The 15,979-nt window shown below is 62.0% G+C and carries 16 protein-coding genes; 6 read left to right on the forward strand and 10 right to left on the reverse strand.

What is annotated here, in order from left to right; translation table 11 throughout:
* Window position 1 precedes the first annotated feature (1 nt).
* A complete protein-coding gene (locus ACQ4W4_RS14110; RefSeq protein ID WP_436542532.1) occupies window positions 2-616 on the reverse strand; it encodes a LemA family protein in 615 nt (204 codons plus the stop codon).
* Between the two features lie 157 nt (window positions 617-773).
* On the opposite strand from ACQ4W4_RS14110, the gene pyrF reads away from it, so the two are divergent.
* Window positions 774-1,598 (forward strand): orotidine-5'-phosphate decarboxylase, encoded by an 825-nt coding sequence (pyrF, locus tag ACQ4W4_RS14115; protein ID WP_436542533.1) that lies wholly within the window; start codon window positions 774-776, stop codon window positions 1,596-1,598.
* Between the two features lie 124 nt (window positions 1,599-1,722).
* Here the strand turns inward: pyrF and sbcB are convergent, their stop codons facing one another.
* Window positions 1,723-3,171: an exodeoxyribonuclease I gene (gene sbcB, locus ACQ4W4_RS14120; RefSeq protein ID WP_436542534.1), complete on the reverse strand. Its 1,449-nt coding sequence runs from the start codon at window positions 3,169-3,171 to the stop codon at window positions 1,723-1,725.
* A 147-nt stretch (window positions 3,172-3,318) separates the two neighbouring features.
* Here sbcB and ACQ4W4_RS14125 point away from each other — a divergent pair, with 147 nt between their 5' ends.
* The gene (locus tag ACQ4W4_RS14125) at window positions 3,319-3,951 is read left to right on the forward strand and encodes a DUF5610 domain-containing protein (RefSeq protein WP_436542535.1); all 633 of its coding nucleotides are present in this window, start codon (window positions 3,319-3,321) and stop codon (window positions 3,949-3,951) included.
* A gap of 1 nt (window position 3,952) precedes the next feature.
* Here the strand turns inward: ACQ4W4_RS14125 and ACQ4W4_RS14130 are convergent, their stop codons facing one another.
* The 5 genes from ACQ4W4_RS14130 to ACQ4W4_RS14150 form a co-directional block, all read right to left on the reverse strand.
* Entirely contained in the window at window positions 3,953-4,918 is a 966-nt protein-coding gene (locus ACQ4W4_RS14130) for a GGDEF domain-containing protein (RefSeq protein WP_436542536.1), read from the reverse strand.
* Window positions 4,919-5,179: 261 nt separating this feature from the next.
* Window positions 5,180-5,557 carry an HPF/RaiA family ribosome-associated protein gene (locus tag ACQ4W4_RS14135; protein ID WP_070221366.1) on the reverse strand — a complete coding sequence of 126 codons (378 nt, stop codon included), beginning with the start codon at window positions 5,555-5,557 and terminating at the stop codon, window positions 5,180-5,182.
* A 196-nt stretch (window positions 5,558-5,753) separates the two neighbouring features.
* The gene (locus tag ACQ4W4_RS14140) at window positions 5,754-6,419 is read right to left on the reverse strand and encodes a DUF1345 domain-containing protein (RefSeq protein ID WP_436542537.1); all 666 of its coding nucleotides are present in this window, start codon (window positions 6,417-6,419) and stop codon (window positions 5,754-5,756) included.
* A 38-nt stretch (window positions 6,420-6,457) separates the two neighbouring features.
* The gene (locus ACQ4W4_RS14145; protein WP_436542538.1) at window positions 6,458-7,729 is read right to left on the reverse strand and encodes an MFS transporter; all 1,272 of its coding nucleotides are present in this window, start codon (window positions 7,727-7,729) and stop codon (window positions 6,458-6,460) included.
* A gap of 78 nt (window positions 7,730-7,807) precedes the next feature.
* Window positions 7,808-8,833, reverse strand: coding sequence for a CDP-6-deoxy-delta-3,4-glucoseen reductase (locus ACQ4W4_RS14150; RefSeq protein ID WP_436542539.1), 1,026 nt, complete (start codon window positions 8,831-8,833; stop codon window positions 7,808-7,810).
* 12 nt (window positions 8,834-8,845) lie between these two features.
* Between ACQ4W4_RS14150 and ACQ4W4_RS14155 the strand changes: the two genes are divergently transcribed.
* The 4 genes from ACQ4W4_RS14155 to ACQ4W4_RS14170 all read left to right on the forward strand — a co-directional run bounded on the left by ACQ4W4_RS14155 (window position 8,846) and on the right by ACQ4W4_RS14170 (window position 11,058).
* Window positions 8,846-9,763 carry an SDR family oxidoreductase gene (locus tag ACQ4W4_RS14155; protein ID WP_436542540.1) on the forward strand — a complete coding sequence of 306 codons (918 nt, stop codon included), beginning with the start codon at window positions 8,846-8,848 and terminating at the stop codon, window positions 9,761-9,763.
* A gap of 83 nt (window positions 9,764-9,846) precedes the next feature.
* The gene (locus tag ACQ4W4_RS14160; RefSeq protein WP_070221371.1) at window positions 9,847-10,107 is read left to right on the forward strand and encodes a hypothetical protein; all 261 of its coding nucleotides are present in this window, start codon (window positions 9,847-9,849) and stop codon (window positions 10,105-10,107) included.
* A gap of 244 nt (window positions 10,108-10,351) precedes the next feature.
* On the forward strand, window positions 10,352-10,576 hold the full coding sequence (locus ACQ4W4_RS14165) for a hypothetical protein (RefSeq protein ID WP_436542541.1): 225 nt from the start codon (window positions 10,352-10,354) through the stop codon (window positions 10,574-10,576).
* A gap of 242 nt (window positions 10,577-10,818) precedes the next feature.
* Complete coding sequence (locus ACQ4W4_RS14170) at window positions 10,819-11,058, forward strand: hypothetical protein (RefSeq protein WP_029496207.1); 240 nt, start codon at window positions 10,819-10,821, stop codon at window positions 11,056-11,058.
* A gap of 87 nt (window positions 11,059-11,145) precedes the next feature.
* Here ACQ4W4_RS14170 and ACQ4W4_RS14175 read toward each other — a convergent pair whose 3' ends face one another.
* The 3 genes from ACQ4W4_RS14175 to ACQ4W4_RS14185 form a co-directional block, all read right to left on the reverse strand.
* Window positions 11,146-11,859 (reverse strand): glycine-rich domain-containing protein, encoded by a 714-nt coding sequence (locus tag ACQ4W4_RS14175; RefSeq protein WP_436542542.1) that lies wholly within the window; start codon window positions 11,857-11,859, stop codon window positions 11,146-11,148.
* 188 nt (window positions 11,860-12,047) lie between these two features.
* A complete protein-coding gene (locus tag ACQ4W4_RS14180) occupies window positions 12,048-13,907 on the reverse strand; it encodes a sensor histidine kinase (protein ID WP_436542543.1) in 1,860 nt (619 codons plus the stop codon).
* Window positions 13,908-14,110: 203 nt separating this feature from the next.
* Window positions 14,111-15,877 (reverse strand): glutamine--tRNA ligase/YqeY domain fusion protein, encoded by a 1,767-nt coding sequence (locus ACQ4W4_RS14185; RefSeq protein WP_436542544.1) that lies wholly within the window; start codon window positions 15,875-15,877, stop codon window positions 14,111-14,113.
* Between the last annotated feature and the right edge of the window lie 102 nt (window positions 15,878-15,979).

Raw genomic sequence — 15,979 nt, forward strand, 5'->3', positions numbered from 1 at the left:
CTTATTTGCCGAAGTTGACGGTCGGCGCGGTCGAAATGGCTTTTTCGTTTTCCACCGTGAACGAAGGCTTGACCTTGTAGCCGAAGATCATCGCCGTCAGGTTGTTCGGGAAGCTGCGCGCATGCACGTTGTAATCCTGTACGGCGGCAATGTAACGCTGGCGCGCCACGGTGATGCGGTTTTCCGTGCCTTCCAGCTGCGACTGCAAGTCGCGGAAGCTGGTATCGGCTTTCAGGTCAGGGTATTTCTCGGACACCACCATCAGGCGCGACAGGGCCGACGACAGCTGGCCCTGCACTTGCTGGAACTTTTCAAAGGCTGCCGGGTCGTTCAGCACCTCGGGCGTGATCTGGAAACTGGTGGCGGCGGCGCGTGCCTTGGTCACCGCTTCCAGGGTTTCGCGTTCGTGCGTGGCGTAGCCCTTGACGGTGTTCACCAGGTTGGGAATCAGGTCGGCGCGGCGCTGGTACTGGTTGACCACTTCGCCCCAGGCGGCCTTGGTGGCTTCGTCCTTGCTCTGGAAGTCGTTGTAGCCGCAGCCCGTCAGGATGCCGGCCAGGACGGTGACGCTCAGCGCCAGGCGCAGCCATTTGGTGAATTGATTGATGATTTGCATGATGGGTTCCGTGCAGAGTAAAGGAGGTGGGGCAAATATACCTGAAACGGCCCGCCATGTCGGTTTAATAAGCGCCAGGCGCCGGCTCAGCCTGCCTTGCATGGCCTGCGCCGCGTTACAATACGGGGTTTGCAACTGAATATAGAGAAGGTGTGCCGTGAATTTCATCGATAAATTATCCGCCGCGTGGACGGCCAATAATTCCCTGCTGTGCGTGGGCCTGGACCCCGACCTGGCGAAACTGCCGGCCGAACTGCGCGACTTGCCTGATGGAATCACCACCTTTTGCACGCGCATCATCGATGCCACGGCCGACCTGGCCTGCGCCTTCAAGCCGCAGATCGCCTATTTTGCCGCGCTGGGCGCGGAAAAGCAGCTGGAAGACATCTGCCGCTACGTGCGCGAGAACTATCCGCACATCCCGCTGATCCTCGACGCGAAACGGGGCGATATCGGCGCGACGGCCACGCAATACGCGCGCGAAGCGTTCGAACGCTATGGCGCCGACGCCGTCACCGTGAACCCGTACATGGGTGAGGATTCGCTCGATCCCTACCTGGCGTGGAAAGACCGCGGCGTGATCATCCTGTGCCGCACCTCGAACCCGGGCGGCTCGGACCTGCAATTCCTCGACACGGACGGCGAACCGCTGTACCAGCGCGTGGCGCGCCTGGTGGCCGGGAAATGGAACAAGAATGGCCAGTGCGCGCTCGTCGTCGGCGCCACCTTCCCTGAAGAACTGGCGCAAGTGCGCGCCATCGTGGGCGACATGCCGCTGCTGGTGCCCGGCATCGGCGCCCAGGGCGGCGACATCGCCGCCACCGTCGGCGCGGGCCAGACGGCGAACGGCATGGGCATGATGATCAGCTCCTCGCGCGCCATCATCTACGCCACGCCGCAGGACGGCGAAGACTGGGCCGACGCGGCGCGGCGCGTGGCCATTGAAACGCGCGATGCGATCAATCAACATCGTGCGGTTTAAGCGGCGTAGGTCGGATTAGCGGCGTAGCCGCGTAATCCGATACCACCACGCTCGGGCCAACAATGTTGTCGGATTACGCGGGGCTTTGCCTCGCTAATCCGACCTACCTGGCCGCCCTGGTCCTTCAGTCGCGCATGGGCGCAACCATCTCCGCATAGTCGTACAGCTCGCCCAGAATCTCTTCCCCTCGCTCATCGACCGACTCCGACAGCACGTCGATCTCCGTAAACAGCATTTCGATGGTGCGGGCGCCGCCGTCGCCGTCGAATAGTCGGGCGGCGCGGTGCTGTTCCCAGCGCAGGCTTTCCGCTTCGCTCAGGGTTTGCGGGAAATTGCGGGCGCGGTAGCGGAACAGCAATTCCTGCAGGCGTTCGTCGGCAAACGAGGGGCGGGCCGTGGCCAGCTTGGCCGGCGTTTCACGACGCAAGGATTCGAGCAAACGGCGGTCGTCATTGCTGACGAAACCATTGTATAAATCTTCATCCACGTCCAGCGCGACGTTCGCGCCCGGGCGCTGGAACACTTCGGCCCAGATGGCGTCCATGTTCGGCGCCGCGGCGGCCAGCTGGGCATTGATCTTCGCGGCGTCCACGTCGATGCCCCATTGCGCGGCCATGGCCGGCGACAAGGTCTTCAAGTTGCCGACCAGCATGGGCGACTTATTCAGGTGCACGCTTTTCACGGGCAGGCGCGTCATGCCTTCCGGCATGGCTTCCTTGCGCGTGAACAGGCGCGTGCGGATGGTGTCGGCGTCCAGCTGGAACAGTTCGCGCGGGTCGTAGGCGCAATCCCAGACGAGGATTTCATTTTTATTGCTCGGGTGCGTGGCCAGCGGCCAGACGACGCCCAGGCAGCCCCGTTCGGCGGGGAACATGCCCGACACGTGCAGGAAAGGCTGGCGCTCGCCAGCGGCCAAGTGCATGCCCATTTCGCTGGCGACCCTGTCCTTCTTGTGCAGCGCCAGGCAGAATTCGAACAGTTTCGGCTGTTTCTGTTTGATCAGGCGCGCCAGGGCGATGGTGGCGCGCACGTCGGACAGCGCATCGTGCGCCGCTTCGTGGACCAGGCCATTGGCCTTGCTCAAGTGTTCCAGTTTGAAACTGGTCTGGCCATCGTCGCGCTTCGGCCATGCGATGCCTTCCGGGCGCAGCGCGTGCGTCATGCGCACCACGTCGAGGATGTCCCAGCGGCCGCAATGGTTTTTCCATTCGCGCGCATACGGGTCGATCAGGTTGCGCCAGAACAGGAAACGCGTGACTTCATCGTCGAAACGGATGGTGTTGTAGCCCACGCCGATCGTGCCCGGCTCGGAAAAGGCCGCCTCGATGGTGGCGGCGAACTGGTGTTCTGACACGCCCAGCTGCAGACATTGCTGCGGCGTGATGCCCGTGATCAGGCACGATTGCGGGTCGGGCAGGAAATCATTGGCAGGCTGACAATACAGCATGATGGGTTCGCCGATCTCGTTGAGTTCGGCATCCGTGCGGATGGCGGCGAACTGGGCCGGTCGGTCGCGGCGCGGCTGGGCGCCAAAGGTTTCGTAGTCGTGCCAAAGAAAGGTCTGGTTAGTCATTGATGGTCGTTGCTTGATTGGTTATCCGGGCCCCTAAAAGCGGCCGCTGCTACAGTTTTCTGAAAACCTGCCGATACTACACGAGAGGATGGTCATCATCGCGTTTCCCGCATGGTGGCATACATTGCCCGTTCAAGGAGGTCTATCGTGTCAATTCCCATCGCCGCAAGCGGCAATTCCACCCCTTCCGTGACTTCCGTCAGTACGGGCGTTGCCGGCAAGGACGATAAAGTCCAGCAAAAGGACGGCGTCAACGCTGAAATGAGCGTGAACGACCGCAGCAAGCTGCAATTGAACGCCTCCATCATGCAGGCCTCGCTGAACGTGTCGATCGGTTCCGAGAACGAGCCGCTGGCGCTGCTGTACAAGACGGCCATCACCAACATCAATGAAGCGTTGAAGGGCCAGTACGGCGAGGACGCGATCCAGAACGCGGCCTCGCAGGACAACAGCGCCGAAGCGACGGCGAGCCGCATTGTATCGCTGTCGACGGGATTTTTTGACGCCTTCAAGAAACAGAATCCCGGCCTGGACGACGATACGGCCCTGACCAAGTTCATGGATACCATCAGCGGCGGCATGGAAAAAGGCTTCAAGGAAGCGCGCGACATTCTGGGCGGCTTGAAAGTGCTGAATGGCGACATCGCCGGCAATATCGACAAGACGTACGAGCTGGTGCAGAAGGGCTATGCCGACTTCATCGCCGCGCACAGCAGCAAGAAGGATGACGCAGCGGCGCCTGCCACACCGGCCAAGCCGGCCGACAGCAAGGCTGCCTGAGCTACAGCATGACCCGGTTGCGACCCGAGGCTTTTGCCCGGTAGAGCGCCGCGTCCGCAGTGGCGATCAGCGCTTCGTCGTCCTGTCCGGGCGCCAGGCTGGCCACGCCGAAGGAACCCGTGATGTGCGGCAGCGCGCTGCGCATGTCGGCGAAGATGACGGCTTGCTGCATGCGTTCGCACAAGCGTTCGGCGACCCGCAAGGCCACGTGTTCGCTGGTATCGGGCAAGATCACCATCATTTCCTCGCCACCATAGCGCACGGCAAAATCCGTGGGCCGCAGGGCCGCGCCCAGCACTTGCGCGGCAATGCGCAGCGCCTGGTCGCCAGCCTGGTGGCCGTGCGTGTCGTTGAAACGCTTGAAATGGTCGAGGTCTATCATCACCAGCGACATCGGCGAGCCGCTGGCGTGGGCCGTGACTATCATGTTCGGCAATAAATCGGTGAGCCAGGCGCGGTTGTACAAGCCCGTCAGGCTGTCGACCATCGACATCTGGCGGTAGAACTCCCCCAGTTTCTGCCGGCGGCGCAGCAGGGCGTTGGCGGCGCGGATGCGGAAGGACAGCAGGCGCAGCAGGTTGCGCGCCAAACCGTTCGATTGCTCGATCAATTCCCAGACGACGGCCGCGTCGATCACCAGCAAGTCGGTTTCTTCCAGAGCGGAAATGGCGGCCAGGCTGCTCGCTTCGTCGAGCACCGATTGTTCGCCCACGCTTTCGCCGGGCAAGACCTTGCTGACGGTGCCGTCATCCATGCCCGTGTGGATGTCGGCGGCCACGGCCAGCGAACCGCGCAAGACGATGTACAGGCTGGTGCCCTGTGTGTCGGCGATGGCTTCGCCCGCTTCGAGGCGCATGACGGGACAGGGCGCCAGCATGGCGGCCGTCTGGCTGTCCGCTCCATCGCGAAATAGCTGTAAATCGCCGATGTTGCAGCCTGAAGCGCCGAAGTTGCCGATCTGTTCCACAATCACACTTTCAAAAAGCCGGCGCGCGCGAGCAGGGGGCCGGTAGCTTCATGATAGCGTAAAGCGGACTTGGCTGTAACGGCAAAGGCTTGCTTGGTGTCACTTACTGTGGGAAATACGACAATTATTTCATTGTCGCGTTAATAAGTTGGAATGCTTGCAGTTCTATTATGGATGTTGTCGCGCAGGAAGGTGGCTCCAGATGTGCAAAGGCAGCCTTGAACGGCTGCCTCAGTCTCTGGAAATCCTGCAGGTGGGGAATTACTCGGCGGTTTCTTCCGCTTCGGCCGTATCGATCACGGCATTCTTGCCGGTGGCGTGGCGCTTGCTGTCTTGCAGGCGGCCCAGGGCGCTATCGATGGCGCGTTTCAGTTTGTCGGTGGCGCCGGCAACGGATTGATGCACGGTGGCGTTCTGTTCGGTCACGGCAATCGGTTGATAGCCAGCAACGCGTGCTTCCATGACGCAGCGGATATCGTCGGCGCCGCCTTTCGGGCCATTCGTGTCGCTGATATGGACTTCGATGCGGGTCAGGTTGTCGCGGAAGCGGCTCAGTGCGCTTTCAAGTACGGATTGCACATGTTCGTTCAGTCCAGCGGTGTTGGCGATGGTGCTGTCGGTATGAATATTGATTTGCATATGCTTACTCCTGTCAATTCAAAAAAAACCCATCTCAGGCGTGCTGCGGCCTGGTTGCTGCCTCATGCACATGACCTCTGTGCATGGAACTTATCTTACTCCTCTTTCCAGTATTTCAAGAGGGGGCGCACGATTAAGATGAGCTTAACCCTTCAGCCAGGTCAAGTTTCCACTACGAAATTATTTATCGTCAGCCTTATCCATTGATCAGGCCTGCCGCGATATTGATCGACAGCCCCAGCACGACCAGGTTGAAGAAAAAGCTCAGCACGGATTGTCCCAGCACGATCTGCCGCATCAGCCGCGTCTGCACGGAAACGTCCGACGTTTGTACGGCCACGGCGATGGTAAAGGCGAAATACAGAAAATCCCAGTAATCGGGGTTTTGCTCGTCGTCGGGAAACTTCAGGGGGCGCAGGGCGGGGTCGGCCTGGTAATACAGGTGGGCATAGTGGAAGCAGAACAGGGTACCGACGAGGAACCAGGAACCGACCAGTGTCAGGATCGTCAAGCCGTAATGCAGCGCGCGCCCGTCGGGCGCCATGTCTTTCATCGAAGACAGTTGCGAGACGATGGCCACCAGGCTCATCACGGATGCAACGGACAGGGCCGACAGCACCGTGGTGGCGCGCTCATCCTGGCGCGCCGCCATCACCTTGACCTTGTGATGGTTGGCGCGCATCATCATCCAGGCCATCGTCGCCAGGTAGAACCAGACGGCGACATTCCACGCCGTCAGCAAACGCGTCATCTGTTGCCAGGAAGAGGGCAACAGCAGGCCGACTGCCACGCCGATGGCCGTGGCCATGCTCAGGTGGGGGCGGCTGCGGATGAAGCCGTGCAAGGGAAGCGTGATTTTCATGGTGCGGGTTCTTCAGTGGCAATAGCGCATCTTAGCCTTTAGTTTGCGGTCGCGGTGGGCGTCCTGGCGGCCGCTTCCTTTTCGTGGTGGGGGAAGCGGTCCATGCGCGACAGCACGGGGAACAGCACGGCCCATACGCCCGTCACGGCCAGGGTCGCCGCGCCGCCGAAGAGCACGGCGCGTACCAGGCCGAACCAGCCGGCCGTCAGGCCCGATTCGAATTCGCCCAGCTCGTTCGAGGCGCCGATGAAGACGGCATTGACGGCGCTGACCCGGCCGCGGATCTCGTCCGGCGTCTCGAACTGCACCAGCAGGTGGCGGATGTAGACGCTGACCATGTCGCCGGCGCCCATCAGGAACAGCGCCGCCAGCGCCAGCGGGAAATAGCTGGTGCTGCCCAGCACCAGGGTGCCCAGGCCGAAGACGGCCACGCCGCCGAACATCCAGGCGCCCACCCGGCGCGTGATGGGAAAGAGGGCCAGCACGATCGAGCACAGGGCCGCGCCGGCGCCCGGCGCCGTGCGCAGCAGGCCCAGGCCGCTGGGGCCGATATGCAGCACGTCGTGCGCGAGCGCCGGCAGCAGGGCCGTGGCGCCGCCGAACAGCACGGCGAACAGGTCGAGCGAAATGGCGCCCAGCACGATGGGTTTCGACCAGACGAAGCGCAAGCCTTCGAGCAGGGTATGCCAGCTGACGGGTTCGCGCTTGACCACTTGCGGCGCCGGCGTGGTGGCGCGCATCAGCAGCACGGACAGCACCAGCAAGGCCGACGAGATCAAATACACGACCTTGGGGCCGAAGTAATACAGCAAGCCGCCCAGGGTAGGCCCCAGGATGATGGCCACGTGCGAGCTCGACGAACTGAGCGCGAGGGCGCGGCTGAAGTGTTGCGTGGGCACCATGTTGACCAGCACGGCTTGCGTGGCCGGCATCATGAAGGCGCGGGCGCTGCCGAACAGCACCAGCACGGCGAATACGGGCCAGACGATGGAAATGTTGCTTAACGTAAACGTCAGCAGGGCCAGCGCGCAAGCGAGTTGCGCCGTCAGGCACCAGGCGATGATGTTGCGGCGGTTGTAGCGGTCGGCCACGTGGCCGGCCGGCAAAATCAAGACGAGGAAGGGGGCGAACTGCGCCAGGCCGATCAAGCCCAGGTCGAACAGGCTGCCCGTGATCTGGTACACCTGCCAGCCGATGGCCACGCTTTGCATCTGCACGGCCACCGTGCCCAGCACGCGGGCGGACAGGTAACAGGCGAAGTTGCGGTGACGCAGGATACTGAAGCCGTTGCCGGCGGAAGCGAGAGACATGACATTTCCAGGGAACAGCGGGGTGGGGCGGGTGACGGCAGCGGATGCCGCGCCAGCAGCACCCCGCTGTCTGGATGCTTACTTGGCCAGGTCGGCTTCCGTGGTGAAGGCGTCGGCGTAGAACTCGTCGGCTGGCAACTTGCACAATTGTACGAAATCGCGGTTAGCCGATTCGACCACGATGGGCGCGCCGCAGGCATACACCTGATACGCGGACAGGTCGGGCAAGTCGGCCATGACGGCCTGGTGCACGAAGCCCGTGCGGCCGCTCCAGGCGTCTTCCGGCAAGGCTTCCGAGATGACGGGCACATAGGTGAACTGCGGCAAGTCGGCGGCCCACTGGCGGCACAGCGCATCCATGTACAGGTCGTGCGGACGGCGGCCGCCCCAGTACAGCGTGATCGGGCGCGGGGATTGCTCGTTGATCATGTGCTCGACGATGGCTTTCAGCGGGGCAAAGCCCGTGCCCGAGGCCAGCAGCACGATGGGCTTGTCGGAATCTTCGCGCAGGAAGAAGGTACCCATCGGGCCTTCGAAGCGCAGGATGTCGCGCTCCTTCATCGTGCCGAACACCTGGTCGGTGAACAGGCCACCCGGCATGTGGCGGATGTGCAGGCTCACGGGGCCGCCTTCGACGGGCGCGCTGGCCATGCTGTAGCTGCGACGCTTGTTGTCGCGCAGCATGATTTCGATATACTGTCCGGCGCGGTAGTTGAGGCGCTCGCTGGCCGGCAACTGCAGGGTCAGCACGACGACGTCGGGAGCGACTTTCTCGATGGTGGTCACGCGCGACGGCATTTTTTTGATCGGGTAGTCGCTGCTGCCCGCCACTTCGCGCGCCTGCACCACCAAATCGCCCTGGGGCACGGCGCAGCACAGCAGCGAATAGCCGGCCGCCGCCTCCTCTTCCGTCAGAGAGCGGGTCTGGTATGGCTTATGCTGTACATTGCCGGACACGATCTTGCCCTTGCAGGAGCTGCAGGCGCCGCTCTTGCAGCTGTACGGCAGGCCCACGCCGGCGCGTATCGCCGCCGACAGGACGGTTTCGTCCGTTTCACAGCTGAATTGGTGGCCGCTGGGCTGAACAGTAATTTGAAAAGTCATACAATCCTTGAGATGAAAAATATGTTAAAGCACTCTTTGCGCAAGCCCTCAGGCTTGCCGCGCCTGCTGATCCTCGGTTGCGGCGATGTCGGCATGCGGCTGCTGCCCCTGCTGCGCGCGCGCTTTCGCGTCTTTGCCGTCACCAGCCAGCCGGCGCGCCGTGCGCAGCTGCGGGCGGCCGGCGCCGTGCCCATCGTGGCCAATCTCGACGACCGCGCCAGCCTGAAACGGCTGGCGGGACTGGCGACGATGATCGTGCACCTGGCGCCGCCCCTGTCGTCGGGTTTGCTGGACCGGCGCACGCGCAATCTGGCCGCCATTTTACCCGAGCATGCCCGCATGGTGTATGTGAGTACCAGCGGCGTGTATGGCGATTGCGGCGGCGCCTGGGTCGATGAAACGCGGCCTGTCGCGCCCGCCAATGCGCGGGCGAAGCGGCGCGTGGACGCCGAACAGGTCTTGCGTGGCTGGGGCGCGCGTCGCGGCGCCACGGTGGCCATCCTGCGCGTGCCCGGCATCTATGCGGATGACCGCCTGCCTTTGAAACGCTTGCGCGAAGGCACGCCGGCCCTGGCCGCGGATGACGACGTGTACACCAACCATATCCATGCCGATGACCTGGCGCGCATCATCGAACAGGCCTTGTGGCATGGCAAGCCGGGGCGCGTGTATCACGCCAGCGATGACAGTGAACTCAAAATGGCCGAATATTTCGATGCCGTGGCCGATACGTTTGGGCTGCCGCGCCCGCCGCGCCTGCCCCGTGCGGAGCTGCGGCAAGTGGTCACGCCGATGCTGCTGTCGTTCATGTCCGAATCGCGCCGCCTGCACAATACGCGCATGAAGCGCGAGCTGGGCGTGCGCCTGCGCTACGCGCGCGTGGCCGATGCCTTGCAGGCGCCGGCAGCCGGCGGGGGCCGCATCGGGTAAAATGGCCGGTTATCTGCGCACTTTGCTGGGCCGGCGCGCAGCGCGCCGTTCCCGCGCTGCGCCACTCACTTAAGGAAGACAGCATGAGCACCCTCACTTACGAAGCATACCTGGACGAGGTCACCACCGTCCTGACGGAATTGTACGACCTCGACGATGACGCCGCCATCAAGCTGGTCGTGGCGGCGCAGGACGCCGAATTTTTTGTCCCGCACGATGCGCATGAGGAAATGCGTACCGTCGAGCAAGCCAAGAAAGATGCGGTTGCCCTGTTCGAGCGCAAGCAGAACCGCCAGCAAACGCAGGAAAAACAACAACAGCGCGTGCGCCAGCAAAAGAAATAAGGATGGGGGGGCTGTGCCTCTGGCCGCCAGGTCGTGGGACAGCACGGGCTGCGGCGCAACGCCGGGGCCGTGCCATTTGATGCAGCACAAACGCGTCAGGGCGCGCTGGCGATATGGTGAGCAATGTCGTCACGCGTCCGGGCCTCTTGTGGCGGGCTCTACACAGCGCGACGCTGTTTCCCGTCAGCAGGAGCGAGCCATGCGAGCTACGAGTCACCCCAGCAAGGAGCAGGTCCGCGCGTATATGCGCCGGCGCGAACGAGCGCTGCAGCCGCCGCCGCCGCCCGATGAAATTCGCCGGCAGCTGGCCTGGTGCCGCATCGACGATTTTTCATGCAACTGCCTTTCGTCCACCCCGGCCGGCGTGGCCGCGCAAGGCTGGCATCTATCCGCGGAAATGACCCGCCTGGGCGCCCTCATGGCGATTGCCTGGCTCATGCACAGCGGCGTTCCTCATTGTAAAAATTGATGACTTGCAGCAAATTTTCCCGATTTGGGTTATCCTCTAGCACATTCCAAGTGCGTCAATTCTCTTCAATTATCACAATTTTGCTTTAAGTTACGCAAAAATCAACAATAGCGTGTATTATATTGTTTGTGGCGTAAAAGCCGCATAAGTGATGGCGCTTTTTCGTGTGTTTACCCTGAATTATAGCGAAAGAGGCATTCGGTTTCTTTTTGCTCTAATACAACAAGTACGGATTTTTGATCATGTCTCTCAAACAAATTACCTCTTTGCCTACCTACAACCCGAATCGCGTCCTCGATGCGATCATCGACAAGCTGCAACTGAAAAACGATGCCGCCTTGTCGCGAGCTCTGGAAGTGGCGCCACCTGTTATCAGCAAGATTCGTCACAACACCTTGCCGATCGGCGCCACGATCCTCATCCGCATGCATGAAATCAGCGATTTCAGCATTCGTGAACTGCGCGAGTTGATGGCTGCCTAAGAGCGCCTGACAGACGGCAAACTGAGAGGTGCCGTCTGGGTAAGTCAGGCTTGCCGCGTGCGGCAGCCACAGCTGTTTTCCGCTTGTCTATTGCGCGTCGCGGTTCAGTACCGGACGATCGACATAGAAGCGCCCCGTTTCCAGGCCAGTCGAAGACGATTTGACCACCGCCGCGGCCAGAGAGGCAGGCGCGCTGGAAAATGCGGTGCTGGCAGCGCCCGTCGCGCGGCCCGAATACGCCGTCGCCTGCACGGCCGCACTGGAAAACGCCGTCTGCACGGCCCGGCCCGAGTAAGCGGTCGCCTGTACCGCGCGTCCGGAATACGCTGCCTGTACCGCGCGTCCAGAATACGCTGCCTGTACCGCACGTCCCGAATACGCCGCCTGTACGGCGCGCCCCGAATACGCCGTTTCTGCGCGGATGTAATCTTCTCCGAACGTTTGCTCATACAACTGCTTCATGCGCTCGCCCACGCGTTGGTGCGCCGCTTCGTCGTCTTCGCCGCGCAAGCCGATGTACGGAAAGTGATGGAGGAAGTAACCGAACACCTGCTCGCAGTCCGCCGCATATTTCAGGGTGTCGAGGATGTGGTAGTGCCAGAAGGTGTCGACATCCATCAGTGGCGCCGTTTCTTCTTCCGGAAACTGTTTCATCAGGATCAGGAAGCGGCGGTATTCGAATTCCACCGCATTTGCCTTTTCCAGGCTCCATCCTTCGCCTGACTCCCGGTGCATCAGCTTGACCTTGATCGCGTCCAAATTCAAATCGGCAATTGCCTTGAAACTGTCGTTCGTATCCATGAATGTCCTTTGGTAAAGAGCGTTGTGGGAAATACGGTGAAACTAGGGAAGGCGGCGGGTGTGTACTCCTGGCAAGTAGTCGAGGAATGCCTGACCCATGGCGGGCGGGCGCTGAGTTGTTCTACATCAATATTGCATCTAATTACGAAATATGCAAGCTGAGCTTGTTTCAAGCGGGAGCGCGCCTGTCAGCCGCTGGCCCGGCTTTCTTCCTGGTAGGGAAACGCGGTGGCGTCCGCGCCCAGCGGCACGCTGACGTGCACGGTCATGCCGGCGCCGGGGCTGCTTTCGATGTAGAAAGTGCCGCCCAGTAACTTGATGCGTTCCTCGATGCCCACCAGGCCAAACGAGCCCAGCTTGTTGCGCCCCTCGATGGCCGCGCCCACGCCGTTGTCGCTGATACTCATCGATAGGGTATCGCGGCACTTCTCCAGCTTGACCTGCACGCGGCTGGCATTCGCATGCTGCGAAATATTGCTGAGCGATTCTTGCAGGATACGGAACAGGGCCGTCGCGCACTGATCGCTGAGGCAAATGTCGCCATGGCTTTCATTCACTTCGCAGGCGATGCCCGTGCGCTGGCGAAATTGCGCCACCTGCCATTCGACGGCCGCATTCACGCCCAGGTCCAGCACGGTAGGGCGCAAGTCGTTGATGATCTGCCGCACGCTTTTGATGGTGGCGTCGATCTGCTCCAGGGTCGAGCGGGCGCGCGCGTTCAGACGCGGGTGGCGGCGCTGCGTGCGCGAGGCCAGCATGTCGGCGTCGATGCGCAGCACCAGCAGGTTCTGTCCCAGATCGTCGTGGATTTCGCGCGCGATGCGCTTGCGTTCTTCTTCCTTGATCTGGTCGGCGTGGGCCGCCAGGCGGCGCAGTTTCTGGTGCGACAGCTGCAGGCGGATCTGGCTGGCGCGCAATTCCTCCGTCATGCCCGTCGCCATCTGGATGGCGCGCTGGCGCGATGATGCCAGCGTGTGGAACAGCATGTACAGCAGCATGGCGCTGGCAAAGCCGGTCAGCAGGGCCAGCCATGGCAAGAAGGCGTCGAAGCGCGTGTACAGGTCGCTCTTGCGCACGCTGAACAGCGCTTGCCACAGGCGGCCATTGTGTTCGATCAGCATCGTGCTGCTCAGGTAGCGGCCCGAGCTGCCGGGCAGCCACCATGGCGCGTGCATGCCCGCCGTCGTGCTATCGAAAATGGGGCGCATATCGTGCGGCAGCCGCAGCGGGACGTTCGGCTGTTCAAGCGCCTGCGGGCCGATATCGAACAGGGTCAGGCGGACGTTGCGCACCGGCATGTCGGCCAGCGCGCTGCGCATCATCGTCACCAGGTCGTAGCCGATGCCGACGGAACCCTGGTAAGCGGCGCGCCGCTGCTCCACCGTATCGACCGGCATGCCGTAGCGGTACACGGGCAGGCGCATGGCCATGCCCGTCAAGTGGGGACGGCCTTCCATCGGCACGGGCACGCCGGAATTGCTGATCTGCCCGGAATCGCGCGACTGCGCCAGCAGATCCGCGATCAGGGGGCGCGAGGCGATGTCATAGCCGTACTTTTCCGGGGCGCTGGCAATCGGCTCGATGTACACCAGCACGGAATAGTGGGCGCGCGGGGCGGGCGGATGGATGGCAAACGCCGGATAACCGTCGCGCCCGGGCGGATAGTCGCGCTGCACGGCCGCTTCGAAGGCGGCGCGCCGCGTCTCGTCGAGTTCCTGGCTGTAATTGAGGTTCATCACCCCCGGGTAGTTCTGTTGCAGGGCGATGTTCGCCACATAGCGGTGGAATTGCTCGCGGCTCACGTGTTCGTTGGCGTGGAACAGGCTGGCCGTGCCGCGCAACAGGTTGGCATACGACTTGACGCGCGATTCGATGTTTTTCTGGGTATTGCGAGCCAGATTGTTGAACAGGTCGCCGGCATCGTTTTCGATCGACAGCGAGGCGGCCATGTAGAACAGCAAGCCTACCATCATCGACATCACAAAGCCGAGCAGCCACTGCGGTCTTTTTTCAGCAGACAAGGGGTGTTCGCTTGCAGTAGAAGACATCGCCATCCGCATCAGGAAGAGGAATCGGGTGCCGCCTGGGCGACTGTGTTGTGCAAGCGCTATCGAAATTGCAAATTGCTCAATAGCTGCCTAATATACAAAATTATCGTGAATGTAGTCAACAGGCAATATTCTGTCGTGACATATATTGTTGAAACGAAAAAAAACCGCCGCAGCGGTTTTTTTGTGGGTCGTCCGGCGCCTTATTTTGCGGGCTGCCAGCTGTCTTTCAGGGTGACGATGCGGTTGAAGACGGGCTTGCCCGGCTGGCTGTCGACCCGGTCGGCCGCGAAGTAGCCGTGGCGCTCGAACTGGAAGCGCTGTTCCGGCTGAGCCAGTTCGGCGCCCGGTTCCAGCCACGCTTGCACGACTTCCTTGGCCAGCGGATTCAGGGCCAGCTTGAAGTCCTTGCCGCCCGCGTCCGGCTGCGGGTCGGTGAACAGGCGGTCGTACAGGCGTACTTCGGCGGGAATCGCCGTCGGCGCGCTGATCCAGTGCATATTGCCCTTGACCTTGTAATTGGAACTGCCTTCCGTGCCGGACTTGCTGTCCGGGAAGTAGTTGCAATGCACGGCGATGACCTTGCCGTTTTCATCCTTGTCAAAGCCCGTGCACTCGATCACGTAGCCGTAGCGCAGGCGTACCTTGCTGCCCGGCTTGTCGTCGATGGGCGGGTACAGGCGGAAGTAACCCTTGTTCGGCACTTCCATGAAGTCGTCTTCCTCGATCCACAGCTCGCGCGAGATAGGGAAGGTGCGCAAGCCCCGCTCCGGGAAGTGCGGATGCACGGGGGCCGTGCATTCCACGCTTTCGTTTTCCGGGAAATTGTCGATGATCAGTTTCAACGGGCGCAGCACGGCCACCGTGCGCGGCGCCTTCGGGTCCAGGTCTTCGCGCAAACAGCCTTCGAGCACGCTGTAGTCGATCCAGCCGTCGGATTTCGTCACGCCCGTGCGTTCGCACATCAATTGGATCGCTTCCGGCGTGTAACCGCGGCGGCGCATGCCCACCAGGGTCGGCATGCGGGGGTCGTCCCAGCCGTCGACGATGTGCTCTTCCACCAGCTGGCGCAGCTTGCGCTTGCTGGTGACGATGTAGGTCAGGTTCAGGCGCGAGAATTCGTACTGGTGCGGCACGGGTTGCTGGAAGAAACCGCCGGCGGCCAGGGTTTCCAGCAGCCAGTCGTAGAACGGGCGGTGGTCCTGGAATTCCAAGGTGCAGATCGAATGCGTGATGTTTTCCAGCGCGTCCGAGATCGGGTGCGTGTAGTCGTACATCGGATAGATGCACCAGGCGTCGCCCGTGCGGTGGTGGTGCGCGTGGCGGATGCGGTAGATGGCCGGGTCGCGCAAGTTCATGTTCGGCGAACTCATGGCATCTTCGCTCATCTTCGCGCGCAGGATGTGCTCGCCATCCTTGAACTGGCCCGCTTTCATGGCGCGGAACAGGGCCAGCGATTCGTCGCGCGGACGGTCGCGGAACGGCGAATTCTTGCCGGCCTGGCCGAAATTGCCCCGGTTGGCGGCCATGTCTTCGGCGCTCTGGCTGTCCACATAGGCGAAGCCGGCCGTGATCAGGTATTCGGCCATCGCGTACAACTGGTCGAAATAGTCGCTCGCGTAGTGCAGGTGGCTCTGACCGTCGGCCTGCTTCGGTTCCCAGTCAAAGCCCAGCCATTTCACGCTGTCCATGATGGTGTCGACGTATTCCTGCTCTTCCTTCGCCGGATTGGTGTCGTCGAAGCGCAGGTTGCACTGGCCGGCGTAATCGCGCGCCAGGCCGAAGTTGACGCAGATCGACTTGGCGTGGCCCACGTGCAGGTAGCCGTTCGGCTCCGGCGGGAAACGCGTGATCACCTGGGGCAGGCCGGGACGCACGTGGGCGCCGGCAGCCAGGTCGGCTTCGATGATGTTACGCAAGAAATTGGGCGCCAGCGCTGGCGCGGCGGTATTCGGTTTATCGTTGCTCATTGATCAATGCGGAAGAGTGACAGTAAAAAGCATTTTACCGTACCGCAAGCGCTTTATAAGCACGTATTTGGCCCCATATCCCAGCATGCAAGCGACGCGGGC

The organism is Janthinobacterium glycogeni (assembly GCF_051380725.1).
Classification (GTDB): domain Bacteria; phylum Pseudomonadota; class Gammaproteobacteria; order Burkholderiales; family Burkholderiaceae_D; genus Janthinobacterium.

Excerpts from the sequence above, each read along its gene's own strand:
- ACQ4W4_RS14110 (WP_436542532.1), bottom strand. The coding sequence starts at position 616 with ATGCAAATCATCAATCAATTCACCAAATGGCTGCGCCTGGCGCTGAGC.
- sbcB (WP_436542534.1), bottom strand. The coding sequence starts at position 3,171 with ATGACTAACCAGACCTTTCTTTGGCACGACTACGAAACCTTTGGCGCC.
- ACQ4W4_RS14135 (WP_070221366.1), bottom strand. The coding sequence starts at position 5,557 with ATGCAAATCAATATTCATACCGACAGCACCATCGCCAACACCGCTGGA.
- ACQ4W4_RS14140 (WP_436542537.1), bottom strand. The coding sequence starts at position 6,419 with ATGAAAATCACGCTTCCCTTGCACGGCTTCATCCGCAGCCGCCCCCAC.
- ACQ4W4_RS14145 (WP_436542538.1), bottom strand. The coding sequence starts at position 7,729 with ATGTCTCTCGCTTCCGCCGGCAACGGCTTCAGTATCCTGCGTCACCGC.
- ACQ4W4_RS14150 (WP_436542539.1), bottom strand. The coding sequence starts at position 8,833 with ATGACTTTTCAAATTACTGTTCAGCCCAGCGGCCACCAATTCAGCTGT.
- ACQ4W4_RS14155 (WP_436542540.1), top strand. The coding sequence starts at position 8,846 with ATGAAAAATATGTTAAAGCACTCTTTGCGCAAGCCCTCAGGCTTGCCG.
- ACQ4W4_RS14160 (WP_070221371.1), top strand. The coding sequence starts at position 9,847 with ATGAGCACCCTCACTTACGAAGCATACCTGGACGAGGTCACCACCGTC.
- ACQ4W4_RS14165 (WP_436542541.1), top strand. The coding sequence starts at position 10,352 with ATGCGCCGGCGCGAACGAGCGCTGCAGCCGCCGCCGCCGCCCGATGAA.
- ACQ4W4_RS14170 (WP_029496207.1), top strand. The coding sequence starts at position 10,819 with ATGTCTCTCAAACAAATTACCTCTTTGCCTACCTACAACCCGAATCGC.
- ACQ4W4_RS14175 (WP_436542542.1), bottom strand. The coding sequence starts at position 11,859 with ATGGATACGAACGACAGTTTCAAGGCAATTGCCGATTTGAATTTGGAC.
- ACQ4W4_RS14180 (WP_436542543.1), bottom strand. The coding sequence starts at position 13,907 with ATGTCTTCTACTGCAAGCGAACACCCCTTGTCTGCTGAAAAAAGACCG.
- ACQ4W4_RS14185 (WP_436542544.1), bottom strand. The coding sequence starts at position 15,877 with ATGAGCAACGATAAACCGAATACCGCCGCGCCAGCGCTGGCGCCCAAT.